The organism is Polaromonas sp., from assembly GCF_012927415.1.
In the GTDB taxonomy this organism is placed as follows: domain Bacteria; phylum Pseudomonadota; class Gammaproteobacteria; order Burkholderiales; family Burkholderiaceae_C; genus Polaromonas.
Genome location: NZ_JABBPF010000027.1, coordinates 1 through 16,836 on the forward strand (window position 1 = coordinate 1; position 16,836 = coordinate 16,836).

Consider the following 16,836-nt stretch of genomic DNA (forward strand, 5'->3'; position numbering starts at 1 on the left):
CTCAAGGCGATCGAGGCGCACGTCAAAAGCGGTGCGGAGATGGTGCTGTATTCCGTGAATGCCATCAGCGGCTCGACAGAAAGCCAGGGGGAAGTAACCGTGCGTCTGCAAAACAGCGGTCGTGTGGTGAACGGCGTGGGCTCAGACCCGGATATCGTCGTCGCATCAGCCAAGGCTTACCTGAGCGCGTTAAATAAACTTCAAAGCAAAGCCGACCGTGTCGCTGCCCAGGGCTAATTTAAATCAGTAAAAAAAGCTGTTTGTATTCAACAACTTGAAGCGCTGTATGAATGCCGCTCGGGGTGCGATGCATCTGAAATAGCCACATTAAAAATGTTTTTAAGAAAGTCATGCAAGTTTTTGATATTGCGTGACTTTTTCTATTTCTATACACTGCAGCCATTCATTCATTGCAACCCAAAGCAGGCAATCTCACCATGTCTATTCAGATTTTGAATCGCGCATTAAAAATCGTTGGATTCCTAGCTTTATCTGTTGCCTTTGCCGCACCGGCTGCCAACGCGGCAGCCGCCAAACGCGCGATTGTGAAAAAGCCTCACACTGGCAAAGTCGTTGTGGTCAAGGTTACGGCGGGTAAAAAAGTAGTCTCCGCCCGCAAGAGCGCCCGCTTCGCCGCCAGCGTCAAACGCCATCCGATTTTGTACTCAATCGTTCCTGCCAAGCCCTCCTTTGGCCAGATTGCAGGCCTCCACGGCGCTCAGGATTCGCTGGATTTGAAGTCGAGCGTTGCACTTGTCATTGACCAGGACACCCGTGAAGTACTCTTCAGCAAGAATGATCACGCGGTGCTGCCAATCGCCTCGCTGACCAAATTGATGACCGGGGTGATTGTCAGCGGCGCCAAGTTGCCGCTGGATGAAATGATCACTGTCACGCAAGATGATGTCGATACCGAAAAACACAGTAGTTCACGACTCGGGGTTGGCACTACGCTGACGCGCGGCGAGCTGCTGCATTTAGCCCTGATGTCCAGCGAAAACCGTGCGGCGCATGCTTTGGGCCGCACTTATCCTGGAGGCTTGGCAACGTTTGTCAGCCTGATGAATGCCAAGGCAAAGATGCTGGGCATGCATGACACCAGTTATGCAGAGCCTACGGGCTTGTCCAGTCGTAACCAGTCCAGCGCGCAGGATTTGGCCACGCTGGTAAATGCCGCGCACGGCGACCCCATGCTTCGTGAGTTGACTACTTCTCCGGGTTACCAGGTCGCAGTCGGCAACCGTACGCTGCAATACAACAATACCAACCGCTTGGTAAAAAATCCCGATTGGGACATTGGGTTGCAGAAAACCGGCTACATCTCAGAAGCCGGTCAATGCCTGGTAATGCAAACCAAAATTGCAGGCCGCAAACTGATCATGGTATTTCTGGATTCTGCTGGCAAGCTGAGTCGGCTGGGTGATGCCGAGCGCGTGCGTCGCTGGGTCGAGTCAAATCCGGTGACTGATCAGAAAGTACGCATTAGCGCATCGGCCAAGGAAATAAGCGGTTAAAGAGTGGCGTCTGGCCGGCAGTCATTTTTTATCGAAACCTGTAGCCAAGCGTGGCGGAAATTTCATTGGCCGTTGCCTGCAGCTTGGGCAACCATTGTTCGTCGAGCCGATCAGCGGGAGCCGAGATAGACAACCCAGCCACCAGCTGGCTCTGGTCGTCATAAATGCCGGCTGCCATGCAGCGAACCCCCATTTCCAGCTCTTCGTTGTCGCGGGCGATACCATACTGCCGGGCTTTGGAGAGCTCCCTTTCCAGGATGGGCAATTCCGTGATGCTGTTGCGTGTTTGCCCGGGTAATCCGGTACGCGCTGCATAGGTGCGCAGCCGCTGGGGATCGTCGGACGCCAGAAACAGCTTGCCAACCGAAGTCAGATGCAACGGTGCCCGACCGCCAATGGCGCGCACCACCTGCATCCCGGAGCGCTCGCTGTAGGCACGTTCGACATAGACAATTTCGTCTCCCTGCCGCATGCTCAGATTGACGGGCTGCTGGGTGAGTTTGTGCAGCTCCCGCATCGGAATGAGCGCTGCGTCACGCACATTCAGACGGGCTTTTACAAGGTTGCCCAACTCCAGCAGGCGCATGCCCAACCGGTAGTTGCCGGTTGCCGGTCGGTCGACAAAACGCCCCGTCGCCAGATCATTCAGGATCCGGTGCGCGGTCGATGGGTGAAGCCCTGATTTTTCACTGATTTCTTTCAGTGATAGTGCTTCTTCACGCGTCGCCAGGATTTCCAGCAAGGTAAAAATGCGTTCTATGACCTGAACGGTTGGGGTTGCGGGAACCAGGCTGTCGGGCTTTTTCATGTGCAGACTTTCTGCACAAAATTTTACCCTATGAAATTGATGTGCATCTGGTGATGTATTGCCTCAGGTACCACCGGTATCTTGACAGGCTTGACCGATTTAATTTTTGGCCGCCTTGACTGCCGAAGCCACCCAATGACCTTCGCGCAGTACTTCATTGGGACAGAATCCGAGCTTGTAATTCATTTTTGGGCTTTGGGCGATCCAGTAGCCGAGATACAGGTAAGGAAGGCCAAGCCGCCTCGCCTGCTCTATCTGCCAGAGCACGCTGAAGTTGCCGTAGCTGGTTCGCGCCTCGGGTTCGTAAAAGGTATATACCGCAGAGATTCCGTCTTCCAGGACATCCAATATGGAAACCATCTTGAGCGGGCCAGCCTCCCCATTGGGCAGACTTTCGCGAAACTCCACCAGGCGTGAATTGACGCGGCTTTGCAACAAGAATTGGGTGTACTGGTCAGTGCTGTCGTGGTCCATGCCGCCGCCAGCGTGGCGACTGTTCTGGTAGTGCAGGTAAAGCTGGTAGTGCTCCGGGAGGAAGCACAATTTGAGGGTGCGTACCTGCAGGGTCTGGTGCCGGTTCCAGGCTCTGCGCTGGCTCCGGTCCGCCTTGAAGTCGTTTACCACCACGCGCAGAGGCACGCAGGCCTGGCAGCCCTCGCAGTAGGGACGGTAGGTAAACATGCCGCTGCGCCTGAATCCCTGGGTAACGAGTTCCGAGTACGCGTCGTTGTGGATCAGGTGGCTGGGCGTTGCAACCTGGGAGCGTGCCTGCCGGCCTGGCAGATAGCTGCAGGGATAGGGCGCTGTCGCGTAAAACTGCAGCGTTTGCAGTGGCAGGTCTTTGAGGTGCGTCACTGTGGTTCAGGCGTTCCAGCAGTCAAAATTTCATTCCAGTATACGGGCTCGAAGGACCAGCGCGGGGCGGTTTTCTTCACCTTTCGGTTGATGTGAAGCACGAATTCGGCGCGGCTGATTTCCGCTGCCCCCAATGAGGCAAGATGACGGGTATCTTGCTGGCAATCAATCATCGGGATGTTTTGCGCTCGGCAAAATCCCAGCAGCGCCGCCAGTGCTATTTTGGAAGCGTCGGTCTGGTGGGCGAACATGGATTCACCGAACACCATTTTTCCCAGGTTGACGCAATACAGCCCCCCCGCGAGTTCGCCGTTGACCCAGGTTTCCACACTGTGCGCGTGGCCTGCCCGGTGCAAGGCTATGTAGGCCTGAACCATGTCGGGAACGATCCAGGTGCCATCCTGACCTACCCGGGGTTTTCCCGAGCAGGCCTCGATAACCTGCTCGAAGGCGCTGTCGAACCTGATTTCACAGCCGGGATTCTTGCTGAAACGGAGCAGGCTCTGGCGCAGCGACCGATGCAGCCTGAAATAACGGGTTTGCAAGACCATGCGCGGGTCAGGGCTCCACCAAAGCACCGGCTGGCCCGGGCTGAACCAGGGAAAAATACCGAGCGAATAGGCCTGGAGCAGCGTCGGCACATCCAGCGTCGCTCCAGCGGCCAACAGACCCGGTGCCGGGTCTTCCTGACCCCAGGCGGTTTCAAGGGGAGGAAAAGCCTGTCCCGCAGCCAGCCAGGGGACGGGCGTGGCTAACGTCCCGGGCGTGTGAACAGTCTGTGCCATGAATGCATCAGCTCCGCAGTGTGATCGCAAGGTAGCCGGCTAAAGCTATATATTTAATAGCAAAGAAGATCCGGAAAACCTCGACGTAAAGCTTATTTTGTTCCAAAAATACGATCACCGGCATCGCCCAGGCCTGGCAGTATGTAGCCGTGCTCATTGAGCTGCCGGTCAATCGCGGCGGTGTAAATCGCGACATCGGGATGTGCTTTTTGCAGTGCGGCCACGCCTTCCGGGCAAGTCAGCAGGCAGACAAACTTGATGGACCTGGGCTTGAGCTGCTTCAGGCGTGTCACCGCCGCAATGGCCGAATTGCCAGTGGCCAGCATCGGGTCGACGATGACGATGTCCCGCTCTTGCATTTCCTGTGGCATCTTGAAGTAATACTCGACCGGCTCCAGGGTTTGCGGGTCGCGGTAAAGGCCGACATGGCCCACGCGTGCGCCGGGGACCACGCTGAGCATGCCTTCAAGAATGCCGTTGCCAGCGCGCAGTATGGAGACAAACACCAGCTTTTTGCCATCAATTACCTTGCCCGTCATGGTTTCCAGGGGTGTCTCGACTTCAATGTCCTGAAGCGGCATGTCACGCAGGACCTCATAGGCCATCAGGCTGCTGAGTTCGGTGAGCAGCGTGCGAAAGGTGTTGGTGGAAGCGTCCTTGCGGCGCATCAGCGTCAGCTTGTGCTGCACCAGCGGGTGGTTGATCAGATGAACGTTGCTCATGAAACTTTTGGCTTTCCTGAAGTTAATGGGGAAGGTCAGCGCTTGCTGCCGCCAAACAGGCTGCCCAGCACGCCCCGGATGATTTCACGGCCGACGCTGGAGCCCATGGTCCGGACCGCAGACCTGGCCATGCTCTGCGCCAGGCCGTCGTGCTTGGCTCCGCGCGGCCCCGTGGTGCCGAAAAGCACATCGTTGAGTCCACCCAGAATGCCGCCTGAAGCAGCCTGGCCGGCGGCGCCACCATAGGGTGCATTTGCCGCTCCTGCAGTGGAAGTCTGTGCGCGTTCCTGCAGTTTTTCGTATGCCGATTGACGGTCGATCTCCTTTTCATAGACACCGGCCACCAGTGAGTTTTGCATCAGTGTCTGCCGCTGCTCGGTCGAGATGGGGCCAATCTGGCTGCCCGGCGGCAGCACGTAGGCCCGCTCGGTCACACTCGGACGACCCTTGTCGTCGAGAAAACTCACCAGCGCTTCGCCTACCGCCAACTCCGTTATGGCCGCTTCAATATCCAGTCCGGGTTTTTGCCGCATAGTCTGGGCGGTGGCCTTGACGGCTTTCTGGTCTCGCGGCGTGTAGGCGCGCAGCGCGTGCTGCACCCGGTTGCCGAGCTGCGCCAGCACGCTATCTGGAATGTCTAGCGGGTTTTGGGTCACAAAATAAACCCCCACGCCTTTGGAACGCACCAGGCGCACCACCAGCTCAATACGCTCAATCAACACTTTGGGGGCCTCATTGAAGAGCAAATGGGCCTCGTCAAAGAAGAAGACCAGCTTGGGCTGTTCGGGGTCGCCAATCTCCGGCAGTTGCTCGAACAGCTCGGACAACATCCAGAGCAAAAAAGTAGCGTAAAGGCGCGGCGAATTCATCAACTTGTCGGCTGCCAGAATATTGACCACGCCATGCCCGGCGCCGTCGGTCTGCATGAAGTCGCTGATGTTGAGCATGGGCTCGCCAAAGAATTTTTGGCCTCCCTGCGTCTCGATCTGCATCAGCTCACGCTGAATGGCTCCCACGCTCGCAGCGCTGACGTTGCCATATTTTGTGGTGAATTCACTGGCGTTGTCTCCCACATACTGCAGCATGGCGCGCAGATCCTTCAGGTCGAGCAGCAGCATGCCGTTGTCATCGGCGATCTTGAACACCAGGTTGAGCACGCCGGCTTGGGTCTCGTTGAGGTTAAGCATGCGGCCTAGCAGCAGCGGACCCATGTCGGAAACGGTGGCGCGCACAGGGTGGCCCTGCTCACCGAAAACATCCCATAGCGTAGTGGGGCAGGCGAGCGGCTCGGCTGCTTCAATACCGCGCTCCTTCAGGATACCAGCCATTTTTTCGCCCATGCGGCCCGCTTGACTGATACCGCTCAGGTCACCCTTGACGTCGGCCATGAAGACCGGAACGCCTATTTTCGAAAAATTCTCGGCCAGGGTTTGCAAAGTCACTGTCTTGCCGGTGCCGGTGGCGCCTGTGATGAGGCCGTGGCGATTGGCCAAGGCAGGCAGCAGTTCGCACTGAGTCAAGGAATTTTTTGCAATGAGGAGCAGCTCGGCCATAGTTTTGAGGGGTCCAGAGAAAACTTCAGTAGTAAAGATAAGCGAAAAGTAAAATGCAAACGAGTAGATTAAATCAATTGCAAAAGGATTTGCCGTGGCTGGTCATAGTAAATGGGCGAATATTCAACACCGCAAGGGTCGGCAGGACGAAAAGCGCCAGCGTGTCTGGACCCGCGTCATGCGCGAGATCATGGTGGCTGCCCGCATGGGCGGCGGTGATCTGGGAACCAATCCGCGCTTGCGTCTGGCAGTGGAAAAAGCCAAAGCGGCCAATATGCCGTCTGAAAACGTCAAATACGGGATTGCCAAAGCCACCGGCAGCCTTGAAGGCGTTCACTATGAAGAGGTGCGCTACGAAGGCTATGGCATAGGCGGTGCAGCCGTTCTGGTGGACTGCATGACCGATAACCGGGTGCGCACCGTGGCCGAAGTTCGCCATGCGTTTTCCAAGCACGGCGGCAACATGGGCACTGAAGGCTCGGTGGTGTTCCAGTTCAAACACTGTGGCCAGTTGATTTTTGCGCCCGGCACAAGCGAAGACAAGGTGATGGAAGTGGCACTTGAAGCCGGTGCCGACGACGTCATTGCGCATGACGACGGCGCGATCGAAGTGCTGACCCCTTATACCGCCTTCGAGGCGGTCAAAAACGCGCTGGAAGCGGCAGGCCTGAAGCCCGAACTCGCCGAAATCACCATGCGCGCTGACAACCCGATTGAAATGTCGGGCGACGATGCAGCGAAGATGCAAAGGCTGCTGGATGTGCTGGAAGACCTGGACGACACGCAGGAAGTTTTTCATAACGCCGAGCTTTCCGAATAAGCAGATACAACACGCAACAATGAAAGCTGCAGCATGAAAGTTTTAGTGGTGGGCGGCGGTGGCCGTGAGCATGCCTTGGCCTGGAAACTGGCCCAGTCGCCCAGGGTGCAGGCGGTTTACGTCGCGCCGGGCAATGGCGGGACGGCGCTTGATTCGCGGCTTGAGAATATAAATATTACCGACGTCCAGGCTTTGCGGGCATGGGCAGCTATCGAAAAAATAGCACTGACGGTGATCGGCCCTGAGCAGCCGCTTGCTGCCGGCATCGTCGATGAATTTCGCCAGCACGGCTTGCGGGTATTTGGCCCGACCAAAGCCGCAGCTCAACTGGAAAGTTCCAAAGCGTTTTCCAAAGCTTTCATGAAGCGTCACCAGATTCCGACCGCCGACTACGAGACCTTTAACGATGCGGCGGCGGCGCATGCTTATGTGGATGAAAAAGGCGCGCCGATTGTTATCAAAGCCGATGGCCTGGCGGCCGGCAAAGGCGTGGTAGTGGCCATGACGCTGCATGAGGCCCATGAAGCGATCGAGTTCATGCTTGCGCCCGACCCCGAGTTCAACCCGTTGGGTGTGAGGCACAACGAGGGCGGTGCGCGCGTCGTCATTGAAGAATTCTTGCAGGGCGAGGAAGCCAGCTTCATCGTGATGTGCGACGGCAAGAATGTGGCCACCATGGCCACCAGCCAGGACCACAAACGTTTGCTCGATGGTGACCAGGGCCCCAATACCGGCGGCATGGGCGCTTATTCGCCAGCGCCGGTGGTGACGCCCGATGTGCATGCGCGCGCCATGCGCGAAATCATCCTGCCCACCATCAAGGGCATGGAAAAAGACGGTATTCCCTTCACCGGTTTTCTGTACGCCGGGCTGATGATTGACGCCCAGGGCTTTGCGAAGACGCTGGAATTCAACTGCCGCATGGGCGACCCCGAAACCCAGCCCATCATGATGCGTCTGAAAACCGACTTTTTTGAGGTGATGATGGCGGCCACCTCCGGTATGCTCGACCAGGTTGTTCTGGAGTGGGACCGCCGCCCGGCCCTGGGTGTGGTGATGGCGGCGCACGGCTATCCGCTCCATCCGCGCAAGGGCGATGTCATTCATGGTTTGCCCCAGGCAACTGACGATGCGGTGGTGTTCCACGCCGGAACGCAAAAGCAGGACGACAGCACCGTCACCTCGGGCGGTCGCGTGTTGTGCGTGACCGCGCTTGGCAGCACGGTAAAAGAGGCCCAGCAGCGAGCCTATGAAGTCGCCCGCCGAATTAATTTTGCCGGCGCTCAGTACCGCAAGGATATCGGCTACCGGGCCATCAAATCCTGACGCGAACAACATATGGGTAAATTTCGCTGGACGCTGGCTTCGACCCTTCCCGCAAGAGCCGGTTGTGGCGCGATGTTGCGCTTGGGCCGGGCAATTACCATTGAGCTATGAACAGCATTGACATTTCAACCGTGCGAATTTTTTTACTTGGGCTGCAGGAGCGCATTACGAACGCGATTGCCGAAGTCGACGGTGAGACCTTCATCACTGACGGCTGGCAAAAGGAGCCGGGTGAAGCCTTGCAGGGTAGTGGTATTACCAAAATCCTCGAGCGGGGCCAGGTGTTTGAGCGGGCAGGCTGCGGTTTCTCGCATGTGCAAGGGGCCACCTTGCCGCCGTCTGCGACCCAGCATCGCCCTGAACTGGCCGGCGCGCCGTTCGAGGCCATGGGCGTGTCGCTGGTGTTTCACCCCCGCAATCCTTACGTGCCGACGGTTCACATGAATGTTCGCATGCTGGCGGCGACCCCCGCCAGCGGAGATGGCGAGCCGGTCTGCTGGTTTGGCGGCGGCATGGATCTGACGCCTTACTACGGTTTCGATGAAGATGCCGTGCACTTCCACCAGGTCTGCAAAGATGCGCTTGCGCCGTTCGGCGACGACAAATACCCCCGCTTCAAGCAATGGTGCGACGAATACTTCTACCTCAAGCACCGCCATGAACAGCGCGGCATCGGGGGGGTGTTCTTCGACGACTTTCAGGAACTTGGTTTAGATCAGAGCTTTGCCATGATGCGCAGTGTGGGTGATGCCTTCCTGCAGGCCTACCTGCCTATTGTCGAGCGCCGCAAAGGCTGTGTTTATGGGGAGCGCGAGCGCGACTTCCAGCTTTATCGGCGCGGCCGTTACGTAGAGTTCAACCTGGTGTGGGACCGTGGCACGCACTTTGGCCTGCAATCGGGCGGGCGCACCGAGTCGATTCTTCTGTCGATGCCGCCGCTGGCGAGCTGGTCTTACCAACGCCCGATTGAAGCCGGATCGCCCGAAGAGCGACTCGGCAAGGAGTTTCTTTCCAGACGGGAGTGGGTTTGAGCGCCGAAACCGCGACCGGTCTCAAGCGCATTGGCGTGTTCGGCGGCGCATTTGACCCGCCGCACAATGCCCACGTCGAACTGGCCAAAGCGGCGCTGGAGCAATTCGACCTCAGCACTTTGTACATCATTCCGACCGGCCAGGCCTGGCATAAGGCCAGGGTGCTGAGCGCGCCGCGACACCGCCTGGCCATGAGCCGGCTGGCGTTTGAAAATCTGCCGCGCGTTGTGGTGGATGAGCGTGAGTTGCAGCGCGCCGGGCCGACCTTCACGATTGATACCCTGCAGGCCCTTCAAGCCGAAAATCCGCAGGCCGAGCTTTACCTCTTTATTGGGGCGGACCAGTTTTCAAGTTTCAGGCAATGGCACAAATGGCATGAGATTCTCGAACTTGCTATAATTTGCATAGCTGATCGCGCACAATCCACGCTGGCTCAAACTCAATTTGATGCTTACGCGTCGCACAATAACCGCTTTTTCACACTCCAGCTGCCGCTGATGTCCGTTAGTGCTACTCAGGTTCGCCAGTTGATGGCCTTGGGTTCCGCCAGCGCCGGAGAAATCGCCCAACTGGTCCCCGCGCCGGTTGCGCGTTATATTTCACTCCATCGGCTGTACCGTTCCCGTTAATTTTCATCTTCATTGAAGCGAAGCACTGCATGACCTCCACCACTGTCAAAACCCCCAGCACCGAAGGCAAGAAAGACGTCCAGAAATTGCAGCGCGCAATTATTGATGGGCTGGAAGACGTCAAGGCGCAGGACATTCAGGTGTTTGATACAGAACACATTACGTCACTCTTTGAGCGCGTGATCATCGCCTCCGGCAGTTCCAATCGCCAGACCAAGGCGCTCGCCGCCAGCGTGCGCGATGCGGTGCGCGATGCCGGTTTTGCAAAGCCCCGCATTGAAGGTGAGGAAAACGGCGAGTGGATTATTGTCGATTGTGGCGCCGCCGTCGCGCACATCATGCAGCCGACGATTCGCCAGTACTACAACCTGGAAGAGCTGTGGGGCGACAAACCCATCAAGCTCAAGCTGGGCGCGCCAGCCCCGCTGGTCAAAGTGGCGAAAGCTGAACCCAAGGAAGAGGCCAAGCCTGCGAGGTCGCGCGCTGGCAGCAAGTCCAAATCACCAGTCAAGCCGTCCCGGATCGCGAAAGGCGCCAGGGACGAAGCCGTGCCTGCGGCCAAGAAAATCGCGCGGACAGATGACGGCACGTATGTCGGCCGGGTCGGCAAGACCAACGACTGGACTGCCAAGCGAAATGCCACCGCGCCCGCCGCGGAGCCTGAAGCCAAACCCGTCCGGACCAGAAAACCGGTCAAGACAGAAGTCAAGGCGGTAGTAAAAAAAGTGGCTGTCAAAAAGGCACCCGCCAAAACGCCGATTGTCAAAATACCTGCCGCCAAAAAAGTGACTGCGAAAAAAGTCGCCGTAAAGGCGGCCACCAAAACAGCGCTTAAAAAGCCGGTTGCGAAAAAGGCCGCCGCCAGAAAAACCATGACCCGGGACGAATGAGGCTGACGATAGTCGCAGTTGGTCAGAAGGTGCCCGACTGGGCGCAGACAGCTTATGACGACTACGCCAAACGTTTTCCGCCCGAGCTGAAGCTCGAACTCAAGGCCGTCAAGACAGAGCCGCGCGCCTCCAAAACGCTGGAAAACCTCTTGACTGCCGAACGTGCGCGTATTGAAGGCGCGATCTCACGGGGATGCCGCATCGTGGCGCTTGATGAGCGTGGCACGGCTGTCACCACCATGGCACTCGCCGAAAAACTCAAAGCCTGGCAATTGTCAGGCGATGATGTGGCCATCGTGATCGGCGGGCCAGACGGGCTCGATGCCGGTTTCAAGCAGTTGGCCCACGAGCGCATTCGTCTTTCGGACCTGACCCTGCCGCACGCCATGGTGCGCGTGCTGCTGATTGAGCAGCTCTACCGGGCCTGGAGCATTACCATTAATCACCCCTATCACCGAGAATAATGGCCCCCACGCTTGTCGCTTCGCGTACTGCGCTGCCCCCCGAGGGGGCCGCTGCGCCTGCGGCCCGGCAAAGCCGGTTCCGCGGCCCCTGCTGGCGTGAGGAGGTGGCCCCGGCGCAACAATGCACCTACGCTTTTCACCGTGTGCCATACGCTGCCCCCCAAGGGGCTGAACTTCGCTTGGGAAGGCCGGGCTCTTCGTTCGGTGGGGCCACTTTGGTCCCAAGGCGAGTGAGCATCCATGGCTGATTTTGTCTATTTGGCCTCCCAAAGCCCAAGGCGACGCCAGTTGCTGGAGCAGCTTGGCATTCGCTATGAGTTACTTTTGCCCGATTCTGGCGAGGATGCTGAAGCACTGGAGGTTGCCTTGAAAAATGAGCTCCCGGCCGCGTATGTCAAGCGGGTCACCGGACTCAAACTTGATGCCGCCATGGTGCGTCTGATGCAGCGAAAACTTCCACCTGCACGCATTCTTTGCTCCGACACCACGGTGGCGCTGGGACGCGTCATTTACGGCAAGCCTGATGACGCCGGTGATGCCCAACGCATGCTGGGCGAACTGGCCGGCAACATGCACCGCGTTCTGACTGCCGTTGCGGTGCAGCAGGGGCAGAATCGATTTGAAGCGCTCAGCACCTCCCGCGTCAGTTTTGAGCCCATGACGGCCGCGCAGATCCAGGACTATGTCGCTACTGGTGAGCCCATGGGCAAGGCGGGAGCTTATGCCATTCAAGGGAGGGTGGCGATGCACATCACCCGCATCAGTGGCAGTTACAGTGGCATCATGGGGCTCCCTTTGTGGGAAACCGCCTCATTGTTGCAGGCGTCAGGTTTGATAATCTAGCCTCAATTCTTTAAAAAAAATGCAACAAGAAATCCTGATTAATTGGTCGCCGCAGGAGACGCGGGTTGCCGTGGTTGAACTTGGCGCGGTGCAGGAGTTGCAGGTCGAACGCACGCTTGAGCGTGGACTCGTCGGTAATGTCTATCTGGGCAAGGTGGCGCGGGTGCTGCCCGGCATGCAATCCGCGTTCATAGACATTGGCTTGGATCGGGCCGCTTTTTTGCATGTTGCCGACCTGATGAGCAGTATCAACAGCAGGCACGTTGAGCCCGAAACCCAGGCATCCGCGACATCATCACCGCAACCTGCTGCGCTCCTGCTGCCGATTGAAAAACAGCTTTTTGAGGGCCAGGCCGTGATGGTACAGGTGCTCAAGGACGCCATGGGCACCAAAGGCGCGCGGCTGACGGCGCAAATCAGCATTGCCGGTCGGCTGCTGGTTTTTTTGCCACAGGACAATCACATCGGCGTATCGCAGAAAATTCCACCCCGGCAACGTGAAGAGCTACGGCGGCGCGTGCAGGCGCTCTCCGGTGACTTGAGCGGTGGTTTCATTCTTCGGACCAACGGGGAAGATGCCACCGATGCAGAACTGGCTGAAGACATCGCATATCTGCGAAAAACCTGGGTACGCATCAAGGAGGCATCGTTGCGCCTGCCGGCAGCATCGGTGTTGCATCAGGACCTGAATCTGCTGCAGCGGGTGTTGCGCGACATGGTGCTGGAGCATACGCAGACCATTCGTATCGACTCACGCGAGCAGTTTGAAAAGCTGAAAGCCTTTGCGGTCGAGTTCATGCCAGCGACGGTGCAAAAGTTTCAGCTGTACAGTGGTGAGCGGCCGATTTTTGATTTATTCAGCATTGACGAGGAAATTACCAAGGCGCTGGGCCGTCGGGTGGACCTTAAATCGGGCGGGTATCTGGTGATAGACCAGACGGAAGCCCTGACCACCATCGACGTGAACACGGGTGGATTTGTTGGCGCACGCAATTTCGACGAAACCATTTACAAAACGAATCTGGAAGCGGCGCAAGCGATTGCCCGGCAGCTTCGTCTGCGCAATCTCGGCGGCATCGTGGTCGTCGATTTTATTGATATGAGCAGGGAAAACCACCGCGATGCGGTATTGGGCGAATTCAAAAAGCAGCTCGCGCGGGACCGTATCAAGACAGCGGTGAATGGCTTCTCGGCGCTGGGCTTGCTGGAAATGACGCGCAAGCGAACCCGTGAGTCGCTGGCTCATCAGTTGTGCGAGCCATGCAGCTCTTGCGCCGGCAAGGGTGTCGTCAAAACCGCGCGCAGCGTGACCTATGACATCCTGCGGGAAATTCTGCGTGAGGCGCGCCAGTTCAATCCGCGGGAATTCAGGGTTGTGGCCTCGCCCAAGGTAATCGAGCTCTTCCTGGATGAGGAAAGCCATCATCTGGCGAGCCTGAGCGACTTTATCGGCAAGCCCATTTCCCTGCAGGCCGAGGCGGTCATGGCGCAGGAGCATTACGACATCGTGTTGCTGTAAGCGGCCGATTCACACCATGTCGAACCGGCAGACGGCCAACCGCAAACCCATCCCCATTCTGGTTTACCACCAGAGCGCCAGGGCGCCGCCCAAAGGCAGTCCTTTTCGCAGCCTGTATGTGGCGCCCGATGCTTTTGTGCGGCAAATGGCCTGGCTCAGCCTGCTGGGCTACACCGGGTTGTCCATGACTGCGCTGCAACCTTACTTGCTTGGCGAACAGACCGGCAAGGTTGTTGGCATCACCTTCGATGACGGTTACCGAAACAACCTCACGCACGCCTTGCCTGCGTTGCTCAAGCAGGGCTTTTCTTCGACCTGCTATGCCGTGAGCGGATTGCTGGGCGAGACCAACGCATGGGATGAAGCGCTGGGCATTGCGCAAACGCCGTTGATGAATGAAGAAGAACTGCGGCAATGGGTGATGGCCGGTCAGGAAGTCGGCTCGCACACCCATCGCCATATCGATTTGACTCAGGCCGGCGATCAGGCGGGACGTGCGGAGATGGCTATGGGAAAAAGCAGGCTGGAGACGGTCATCGGCCAGCCAGTCCGTCAGTTTTGCTATCCCTATGGTCACTATCAGCCGCGACATGTGGCTATGGCCAGCGAACTGGGCTTTTCGGCCGCCACCACCACGCAACGTAGCCGCAGCCATGCTGGGATGGAGATGCTGAAACTGCCGCGCGTGCCGGTGCTGCGCTCTACCACCCTGCCGGTTTTCTGGCTCAAAATTGCAACCGGCTACGAAGATCGGCGTAAAAAATGAGCGCGTCCGCTTCAATACCGCTTTCAGCGACTTTCCCCCGCAAGCTCCGTATCGCAGTTTTCAACCGGACCTTCTCACCAACCGGCGGAGGTGCCGAGCGTTATTCCATTGCTCTGGTGGAGCAACTTGCCGCGCGGCACGAGATTCACGTCTTTGCCCAGGAAGTGGATCACCAATGGCCGGGCGTGAGCTACCACTTGGTTTCCGCGCCCCTGCGCAAGCCACGCTGGATCAACCAGTTGTGGTTTGCCACCGCCACCTGGTGGGCGACGCGGCGCGGGTTTGATGTGGTGCACTCGCACGAAAACACCTGGCATGGCGACGTTCAGACGGTTCATGTGCTACCAGTCAGGTACAGCCTGTTTCATGGCCGTAGCGGCTGGCACCGTTTTTTGCGCGGCGTCAAGGTTGTGACGAGCCCGCGCTTGCTGACGTATCTGGGTCTTGAGCACCTGCGCTATGCGGCCCGCCCGGGACGGCAGGTGGTGGTGACCTCTGACAGCTTGCGGACCATCATGGCGGCGAGCTACCCGGCCAGCAGCAGCAGGCTCTCGGTCATTACGCCCGGCATTACCCTGCCCCAGGCGCCAGTCACGCCACAACGCAAGGGCGTGGTGAGAGGGCTTCTGGGCTTGCCGGCGAATGGCCCCTGCCTGCTGTTTGTTGCCAATGATTTCCGCAAAAAAGGTCTTCCGGCCGTGATGGCGGCGCTGGCGCATCTGCCAGCAGAGGTAGTTCTGGCGGTGGTAGGGAACGCCGCGCAGATTCCGCTGTTCCGCGAACGGGCCAACGATTTAAAGCTCGGTAAACGTGTCTTTTTCCTGGGCTCGCTGAAAGATGTAGGGCCGGCTTATGAGGCGGCCGACTGCCTGGTTCACCCGACGCTGGAGGATACTTTTGCGATGGTGGTTCTGGAAGCTATGGCGCATGGTTTGCCGGTGGTCGTCAGTGCATCTACCTACTGCGGCATCTCCGGGTTGCTGACGCAGGGCGCCAATGCGTTGATTCTGAATGATCCGCAGGATGTTTCAGCATTGGCGCGATCCCTTCTGGATGTGCTTGCCCAGCCGGCGCTGGCGACCCGACTGGGGCGGGGCGCGGCGGATTTCGCCACGCATTACCAGTGGCGCGAGCTTGCGCTCAGGCAGGAGGCGCTGTACTTTGCAGTACTGGTGGAGAAAACCGAGAATCAGTTTTGATTTGCTATTAATATAATAGCTAATAATTACCGTAAATACTGGACGTAAGCGCTATTTTTCATGAAAACTGGACAAGTCGGACTGCCCCGCAGGGCGTAGCCCGCCATGGGTTGGCGCAAGGCCGTTAGCCGATCGGTCGGATTGATTTGAGCGGTTCCGGGCTGGTGACTTCATGAGTGCCCTGTCATGACGAGAGTTCAGGCCACCAGCTTGAAATGCTTGCGGCTGAAATCCAGCCCTGTCAGCGTTTCAACCTGCCTCATGAAGTGGTACTTGTTTTCTTTCGGCGTTGGCTTGTAGGCCGGGTCGATGATCAAAACCTGTTCCGCATCCGTGGCCAGCCACTGCTGCGCGGCCTGCGGATGGGTGCCAGTAAAGGACGCGAGGGCTCGCTTGTCAAACTGGCTGTAGGTGATCCGGGCAGCCTTCGCCTCGCCCCAGTATTTGCTGACGGTATCCAGTTTTTTCTGCATCTCTTCGTTTCGGCGTATCCAGCCGTAGTGGTAGATGTTCGCACCGGCCAGCGCTGCGCGCGGGTTGCGCCCGCGTTTGTGCTCGCTTGTGACCAGCCAGTACTGTCCATCGGGCGCATAGCTGCGGATGGTGTTGCGGATCAGCCGGCATTCGCGGCGGTACCAGCCCGGACTGATCGAAATCCACTGTGGCGAGCCGTAAAAATGAAGATAGTCAAAAACAAGGGCCTCCACCCCGGCATTGGCGTGGTGACGCTCAACGCTAGCGCGTATGGCAGCGAGGTCGCCTTCGTGTATCACTTCGTCGCCTTCCAGATAGAAGGCCCAGTCGCCGGTACATGAGTACTGGGCAATCATCTTTTGCTGGGCGTAGACAAAGCCGCGATCGGCCATGCGCTCATTCCACAAAGTTTCGATGATCCTGATCTTGGGGTCGGCAATGGCCCTCACGCGCGCCAGCGTGTCGTCTGAACCCTGACCGACCGCGACCACGAACTCATCGACCAGTGGCAAAAGCGAGCGGATGGAAGCCTCAAACGGAAAACCGAGTTCCACACCGTTGCGGATAAAGGTGAAGCCGCTGATTGAAACACTCATCTGAACAGATGCTTTCAGTATTGGTTTGGCAGTTAAAGGGGA

The 16,836-nt window shown here is 58.0% G+C and carries 18 protein-coding genes; 12 read left to right on the plus strand and 6 right to left on the minus strand.

What is annotated here, in order from left to right; all coding sequences use genetic code 11:
- Both HHJ19_RS02650 and HHJ19_RS02655 read left to right on the plus strand, forming a co-directional pair.
- Positions 1-237, plus strand: a 237-nt coding sequence (locus HHJ19_RS02650) for an alpha-isopropylmalate synthase regulatory domain-containing protein (protein ID WP_296903797.1), incomplete at its 5' end; no start/stop codon positions are given.
- 200 nt (positions 238-437) lie between these two features.
- Positions 438-1,514: a serine hydrolase gene (locus HHJ19_RS02655; RefSeq protein WP_296903799.1), complete on the plus strand. Its 1,077-nt coding sequence runs from the start codon at positions 438-440 to the stop codon at positions 1,512-1,514.
- 28 nt (positions 1,515-1,542) lie between these two features.
- Here HHJ19_RS02655 and HHJ19_RS02660 read toward each other — a convergent pair whose 3' ends face one another.
- The 5 genes from HHJ19_RS02660 to HHJ19_RS02680 all read right to left on the minus strand — a co-directional run bounded on the left by HHJ19_RS02660 (position 1,543) and on the right by HHJ19_RS02680 (position 6,237).
- Entirely contained in the window at positions 1,543-2,322 is a 780-nt protein-coding gene (locus HHJ19_RS02660) for an IclR family transcriptional regulator (protein WP_296903801.1), read from the minus strand.
- Between the two features lie 99 nt (positions 2,323-2,421).
- On the minus strand, positions 2,422-3,177 hold the full coding sequence (locus HHJ19_RS02665; protein WP_296903803.1) for an arginyltransferase: 756 nt from the start codon (positions 3,175-3,177) through the stop codon (positions 2,422-2,424).
- Positions 3,174-3,962, minus strand: a complete 789-nt coding sequence (gene aat / locus HHJ19_RS02670; protein WP_296903805.1) for a leucyl/phenylalanyl-tRNA--protein transferase — start codon at positions 3,960-3,962, stop codon at positions 3,174-3,176. Before aat ends, HHJ19_RS02665 begins: the two co-directional genes overlap by 4 nt.
- 92 nt (positions 3,963-4,054) lie before the next feature.
- Entirely contained in the window at positions 4,055-4,684 is a 630-nt protein-coding gene (gene upp / locus HHJ19_RS02675; RefSeq protein WP_296903807.1) for a uracil phosphoribosyltransferase, read from the minus strand.
- Positions 4,685-4,719: 35 nt separating this feature from the next.
- The gene (locus HHJ19_RS02680; RefSeq protein WP_296903809.1) at positions 4,720-6,237 is read right to left on the minus strand and encodes a helicase HerA-like C-terminal domain-containing protein; all 1,518 of its coding nucleotides are present in this window, start codon (positions 6,235-6,237) and stop codon (positions 4,720-4,722) included.
- A gap of 94 nt (positions 6,238-6,331) precedes the next feature.
- Between HHJ19_RS02680 and HHJ19_RS02685 the strand changes: the two genes are divergently transcribed.
- The 10 genes from HHJ19_RS02685 to HHJ19_RS02730 all read left to right on the plus strand — a co-directional run bounded on the left by HHJ19_RS02685 (position 6,332) and on the right by HHJ19_RS02730 (position 15,724).
- Positions 6,332-7,057 (plus strand): YebC/PmpR family DNA-binding transcriptional regulator, encoded by a 726-nt coding sequence (locus tag HHJ19_RS02685; protein ID WP_296903811.1) that lies wholly within the window; start codon positions 6,332-6,334, stop codon positions 7,055-7,057.
- Between the two features lie 33 nt (positions 7,058-7,090).
- Positions 7,091-8,383: a phosphoribosylamine--glycine ligase gene (purD, locus tag HHJ19_RS02690; RefSeq protein ID WP_296903813.1), complete on the plus strand. Its 1,293-nt coding sequence runs from the start codon at positions 7,091-7,093 to the stop codon at positions 8,381-8,383.
- Between the two features lie 107 nt (positions 8,384-8,490).
- Positions 8,491-9,414: an oxygen-dependent coproporphyrinogen oxidase gene (hemF, locus tag HHJ19_RS02695; protein ID WP_296903815.1), complete on the plus strand. Its 924-nt coding sequence runs from the start codon at positions 8,491-8,493 to the stop codon at positions 9,412-9,414.
- Positions 9,411-10,043 carry a nicotinate (nicotinamide) nucleotide adenylyltransferase gene (gene nadD, locus HHJ19_RS02700; RefSeq protein WP_296903816.1) on the plus strand — a complete coding sequence of 211 codons (633 nt, stop codon included), beginning with the start codon at positions 9,411-9,413 and terminating at the stop codon, positions 10,041-10,043. The genes hemF and nadD overlap by 4 nt, the downstream gene beginning before the upstream one ends.
- A gap of 29 nt (positions 10,044-10,072) precedes the next feature.
- The gene (rsfS, locus tag HHJ19_RS02705) at positions 10,073-10,933 is read left to right on the plus strand and encodes a ribosome silencing factor (RefSeq protein ID WP_296903819.1); all 861 of its coding nucleotides are present in this window, start codon (positions 10,073-10,075) and stop codon (positions 10,931-10,933) included.
- Entirely contained in the window at positions 10,930-11,397 is a 468-nt protein-coding gene (gene rlmH, locus HHJ19_RS02710; RefSeq protein WP_296903821.1) for a 23S rRNA (pseudouridine(1915)-N(3))-methyltransferase RlmH, read from the plus strand. The genes rsfS and rlmH overlap by 4 nt, the downstream gene beginning before the upstream one ends.
- 240 nt (positions 11,398-11,637) lie before the next feature.
- Positions 11,638-12,240 carry a nucleoside triphosphate pyrophosphatase gene (locus HHJ19_RS02715; RefSeq protein WP_296903823.1) on the plus strand — a complete coding sequence of 201 codons (603 nt, stop codon included), beginning with the start codon at positions 11,638-11,640 and terminating at the stop codon, positions 12,238-12,240.
- A 19-nt stretch (positions 12,241-12,259) separates the two neighbouring features.
- Positions 12,260-13,759, plus strand: a complete 1,500-nt coding sequence (gene rng, locus HHJ19_RS02720; RefSeq protein ID WP_296903824.1) for a ribonuclease G — start codon at positions 12,260-12,262, stop codon at positions 13,757-13,759.
- A 16-nt stretch (positions 13,760-13,775) separates the two neighbouring features.
- Entirely contained in the window at positions 13,776-14,525 is a 750-nt protein-coding gene (locus tag HHJ19_RS02725) for a polysaccharide deacetylase family protein (RefSeq protein WP_296903826.1), read from the plus strand.
- The gene (locus tag HHJ19_RS02730; RefSeq protein ID WP_296903828.1) at positions 14,522-15,724 is read left to right on the plus strand and encodes a glycosyltransferase family 4 protein; all 1,203 of its coding nucleotides are present in this window, start codon (positions 14,522-14,524) and stop codon (positions 15,722-15,724) included. The genes HHJ19_RS02725 and HHJ19_RS02730 overlap by 4 nt, the downstream gene beginning before the upstream one ends.
- A 197-nt stretch (positions 15,725-15,921) precedes the next feature.
- Here HHJ19_RS02730 and HHJ19_RS02735 read toward each other — a convergent pair whose 3' ends face one another.
- Complete coding sequence (locus tag HHJ19_RS02735; RefSeq protein WP_296903830.1) at positions 15,922-16,794, minus strand: glycosyltransferase; 873 nt, start codon at positions 16,792-16,794, stop codon at positions 15,922-15,924.
- Between the last annotated feature and the right edge of the window lie 42 nt (positions 16,795-16,836).

Excerpts from the sequence above, each read along its gene's own strand:
- HHJ19_RS02655 (WP_296903799.1), top strand. The coding sequence starts at position 438 with ATGTCTATTCAGATTTTGAATCGCGCATTAAAAATCGTTGGATTCCTA.
- HHJ19_RS02660 (WP_296903801.1), bottom strand. The coding sequence starts at position 2,322 with ATGAAAAAGCCCGACAGCCTGGTTCCCGCAACCCCAACCGTTCAGGTC.
- aat (WP_296903805.1), bottom strand. The coding sequence starts at position 3,962 with ATGGCACAGACTGTTCACACGCCCGGGACGTTAGCCACGCCCGTCCCC.
- upp (WP_296903807.1), bottom strand. The coding sequence starts at position 4,684 with ATGAGCAACGTTCATCTGATCAACCACCCGCTGGTGCAGCACAAGCTG.
- HHJ19_RS02680 (WP_296903809.1), bottom strand. The coding sequence starts at position 6,237 with ATGGCCGAGCTGCTCCTCATTGCAAAAAATTCCTTGACTCAGTGCGAA.
- purD (WP_296903813.1), top strand. The coding sequence starts at position 7,091 with ATGAAAGTTTTAGTGGTGGGCGGCGGTGGCCGTGAGCATGCCTTGGCC.
- hemF (WP_296903815.1), top strand. The coding sequence starts at position 8,491 with ATGAACAGCATTGACATTTCAACCGTGCGAATTTTTTTACTTGGGCTG.
- rsfS (WP_296903819.1), top strand. The coding sequence starts at position 10,073 with ATGACCTCCACCACTGTCAAAACCCCCAGCACCGAAGGCAAGAAAGAC.
- rlmH (WP_296903821.1), top strand. The coding sequence starts at position 10,930 with ATGAGGCTGACGATAGTCGCAGTTGGTCAGAAGGTGCCCGACTGGGCG.
- HHJ19_RS02715 (WP_296903823.1), top strand. The coding sequence starts at position 11,638 with ATGGCTGATTTTGTCTATTTGGCCTCCCAAAGCCCAAGGCGACGCCAG.
- rng (WP_296903824.1), top strand. The coding sequence starts at position 12,260 with ATGCAACAAGAAATCCTGATTAATTGGTCGCCGCAGGAGACGCGGGTT.
- HHJ19_RS02725 (WP_296903826.1), top strand. The coding sequence starts at position 13,776 with ATGTCGAACCGGCAGACGGCCAACCGCAAACCCATCCCCATTCTGGTT.
- HHJ19_RS02730 (WP_296903828.1), top strand. The coding sequence starts at position 14,522 with ATGAGCGCGTCCGCTTCAATACCGCTTTCAGCGACTTTCCCCCGCAAG.
- HHJ19_RS02735 (WP_296903830.1), bottom strand. The coding sequence starts at position 16,794 with ATGAGTGTTTCAATCAGCGGCTTCACCTTTATCCGCAACGGTGTGGAA.